This window comes from Mycobacterium sp. ABE4_509 (genome assembly GCF_056160785.1).
Genome location: NZ_JBSWXU010000261.1, coordinates 1 through 3,107, shown reverse-complemented (window position 1 = coordinate 3,107; position 3,107 = coordinate 1). Strand labels below are relative to the sequence as shown.

Annotated in this window: 1 protein-coding gene; it reads right to left on the bottom strand. The window is 74.3% G+C overall.

What is annotated here, in order from left to right:
* Positions 1–3,107, bottom strand: a 3,107-nt coding sequence (locus ACXAID_RS27615; protein ID WP_475025357.1) for an HAD-IC family P-type ATPase, incomplete at both ends; no start/stop codon positions are given.

Below are 3,107 nucleotides of genomic sequence, written 5' to 3'. Positions count from 1 at the left end.
GTGCGGCACAGCGCCTCGAACGCCGCGGGGTCGGCCACCGCCACGGCGGCCTGCGCCGCGGTGATCTCCCTTGCGGCCACCGCGAGCACCCGCAGCCCCTGGGCGGCCATCTCGTCGAGCACGGGACCGGCCGGGCTGTCGCCGGGTACCAGAACCTCGGGGGCGCCCTTGAGCACGATGCGGTTGCCGATGAGCGCCGCGGCGAACGGCCGGTCGGACTGGAACGGCAGCAGCGCATCGCAGTCGTCGAGGGGCAGACCGCGCTCGGTGGCGGCATCACGCACCGCCTGGTCGGTGGCGTGTTCGACGGTGGCTCCGGCGGGCATCGTGCGGGCGGCGGCCGCCAGCACGTCGTCCGCGCTGACCCCGTCGAGGGGGTGTATCGCGGTCACCCGCAACCGGTTCTCCGACAACGTGCCCGTCTTGTCGAAACAGACGGCCTGCACCCGGGCGAAGGCCTCGATGGCCTTGGGGTTGCGGATCAGCACCGAGGATCCGGTCAGCTGGCGCGCCGAGGCCGACTGCGCGAGCGTGACCACCAGCGGCAGCCCCTCGGGTACCGCGGCCACCGAGATTCCCACGGTGCCCGACGCGGCGTCGCGGATCGGCGTGCCGCGCAGCAGCGACAGCACCCCGACCAGCCCGCCGCCGGCGAGGCTCCACGGCAGCGCCTTGCGGGTGATCGCGCCGAGTTGGGCCGACAGCCCGACCTCGTGTTTCTTGGCCGGCGACATCGCCAGCGCCCGGCGTGCCTGGGTGGCGGGGCCGGCGGCGACCACGATTCCCCGGGCCCGCCCGGCCACCATCGTCGTTCCGGCGTAGAGCATTCCGGTGCGCTCGGCCAGGGTCACCCCCGGTGTCGGCTCGGTGTCCTTGGCCACCGGCAGCGACTCGCCGGTCAGCGATGATTCGTCGACCTCGGCACCCTCGGCGCCGACCAGCCTGGCGTCGGCCGGGACCACCTCCCCGGAGCGCACCTCGATCAGGTCGCCGGGCCGTAGCGCCGCCGAGGCGACCTCACCGAATCCGTCGGCGACCGCGACGCGCGCGGGAGGTTCCTGCACGGCCAGCAGCCGGTCGAGAATCTGGCGGGCGTGCAGGGTCTGTTGAGCGGAGATCGCGGCGTTGCCGACCAGCACGCTGCCGACCAGCACCGCGTCCAACGGTGAGCCCAGCAGCGCGCTCGCGGCGGCCCCGGTGGCCAGGATCGGGGTCATCGGATCGGCCAGGTCCCCGCGGACCGCACCGATGTAGTCGCGTACCGCCCGGTAGCCGTGCACCGCCAGTTGCGCGGGCGCCGACGCGGTGACAGCGGCCCAGGCCGTCCCGGCTTCGGGGGCGAGCTCGGCCGGTCGGGGCAGCAACCGGGCCACTTCCTCGATGGGCAGCGCGTACCAGTCGTGGCCCGCCTCCGGGTGCGGCAGCTGTTCGTCGAACACCTTGCGGCCGATGTCGAATCCCCGCCACACCCCCCAGGCGGCGGTCAGGTCGACCGACGCCGGGCCGCTTCCCGGCACATCCGGGATCAGCATCAGTGCACCGAGCACCGAGCTGCCCGCAGACAGCGACACCCCCGCCGCGGCAGCGGCGCGCGACGCGGGCAGGGTGCGCAGCATCCGCCAGGCGGCGGCCAGATCGGGCACCAGGACGTCGGCGCCCCACAGCGGCGCGGCAGTGTCGCGCAGGACCCCGATCGCCAGGTCGGCGTCGAGCGCGGCCTGCTGCCCGGACGTGGACAGCAACGCCACCGTCGCCCCGCCGGTGCGAAGTCCGGCCACGGTGTCGGCCAGGGTGTCGTCCAGCGAGCCCCGGTGGGTCCGCAGTTCGTCGAACCCGGTCTTGAGGGAGTGCAACCCGTCGTCGTAGATCCCGACGACCCGTGCGCCGGCCCGGCGCGCCTCGGTCACCACCGCGGCGGCGAGCGGATCACGTACCGCGGTGACGAGCGCCTCACCGGTGTCGCCGCCGCCGGCGACCGACGACAGCGGATTCCAGCCGGGGGAGAGCTCACCGGCCTCGAGCGCCGCGTTGGCCGCGGCCCAGGCCGCGGCTCGCCTGGACTTCCCGCGCAGGCCCCGCACCCGGCTGACGGTGTAGGAGTCGGTGTAGAGGATCCGCGGGTCGATCACCACGGTGTCGACCTCGGCGAGCCAGCGCAGCGACTGCGGGTGCAGCACCAGTGCGCCGTGCCGGTTGGCCAGACCGCGGCTGACCGCGCAGCAGAACGACTCCCGCACGGTGCGAACAGCTTTCGGAACCGAAACCTGGGCGGCGGCCCCACCGGTCTGTGCTCCGGCGAATCCACCGATCACGGCACCGGACGCGAGACCGACGCCGATCGAGGCAGTCGCGTACTTCGCCCCGGTGCGGCCGTGCCGGCGTGGTGGGCGGGCGGTCAGGACATCTCCGGACTTGGCGGCCTGTTCGCTCAGATGAGGTTCCATCCGCTGCCACGCTCGCCGGCCGTTGAGGGCTTCGGCGGTCTGCATGGCGCGGGTCGCGGTGCCGGCCACCAGGGTCGCCGGAGCGGAGCCCAGTGCGCCGGTCGCCGAGTTGAGCAGTGCGAATAGCAGATCGGCGCCTTCGACACCGAGGCGGCTCTCGATGCCGCGGCGCACGCTCGGAAGGTGATCGGCCAGCGCCACCGGAGTCGACACCAGCCGGGGGATGCCCCCCAACGGCAGCATGCTGCCCAGCGTCGCGGCGCCCAGGCCCACACCCGACACCACCGCGGCGGACACCCGGCCGGCCAGCAGGGGGTCGTCGCCGGGCAACGAGGCCGGCACTTCGCGTCCCACCCCGCAGCGCTTTTCGGCCGCGGCGACGACGCCGGCCAGGTGGGTTGCGCTGGGTCCGGTGCGGGTGACGGTGACGACGACACGCGCGGTCGGGGCGTTGATGTGTGCGGTGGTCACGCCCGGGGTTTCGCGCAGCGCGGCGCTGACGGCTTCGGCGACGCCGGCTTCGGCGGCCAGTCCGCGCACGTCGATCCAATGTGTCTGCCCGGCCGAGGAAATCCGGCGGGCCGGGGTCGCGCCGAGTGCCTCGCCGAGTATCGCCAGAGTCGAGTGCGCGGCGGCCAGCGTGTCCTCCGCCAGGCCCGCGGC